Origin of the sequence: Bacillus cereus group sp. N21 (assembly GCF_016483395.1) — a bacterium.
Classification (GTDB): domain Bacteria; phylum Bacillota; class Bacilli; order Bacillales; family Bacillaceae_G; genus Bacillus_A; species Bacillus_A pseudomycoides.
In genome coordinates this window covers 1-231 of the sequence record NZ_JAEHBX010000450.1, presented here as the reverse complement: position 1 = coordinate 231, position 231 = coordinate 1, and the positions used below count along the sequence as shown (strand labels likewise).

Here is a 231-nt window from a genome sequence, read left to right as displayed (position 1 = left end):
ATGTTGGAATATAAGGCAAAATGGTACGGCAAACAAATCATTGTCGTATCGAAAACATTTGCTTCAAGCCAATTATGTTCTTGTTGTGGATATCAAAACAAAGACGTTAAAAATCTAAACCTACGTAAATGGGACTGCCCTTCTTGTCGTACACACCATGATAGGGATATTAACGCAAGTATCAATCTAAAGAATGAAGCGATAAGGCTTCTAACCGCAAGGACCTGTCTC

Annotated in this window: 1 protein-coding gene; it reads left to right on the top strand. The window is 38.1% G+C overall.

Translation table 11 applies throughout. The annotated features are described in order from the left end of the window. The coding region (locus JDS96_RS31590) for a zinc ribbon domain-containing protein (RefSeq protein ID WP_199669194.1) at nt 1–231 on the top strand (231 nt) is incomplete at both ends.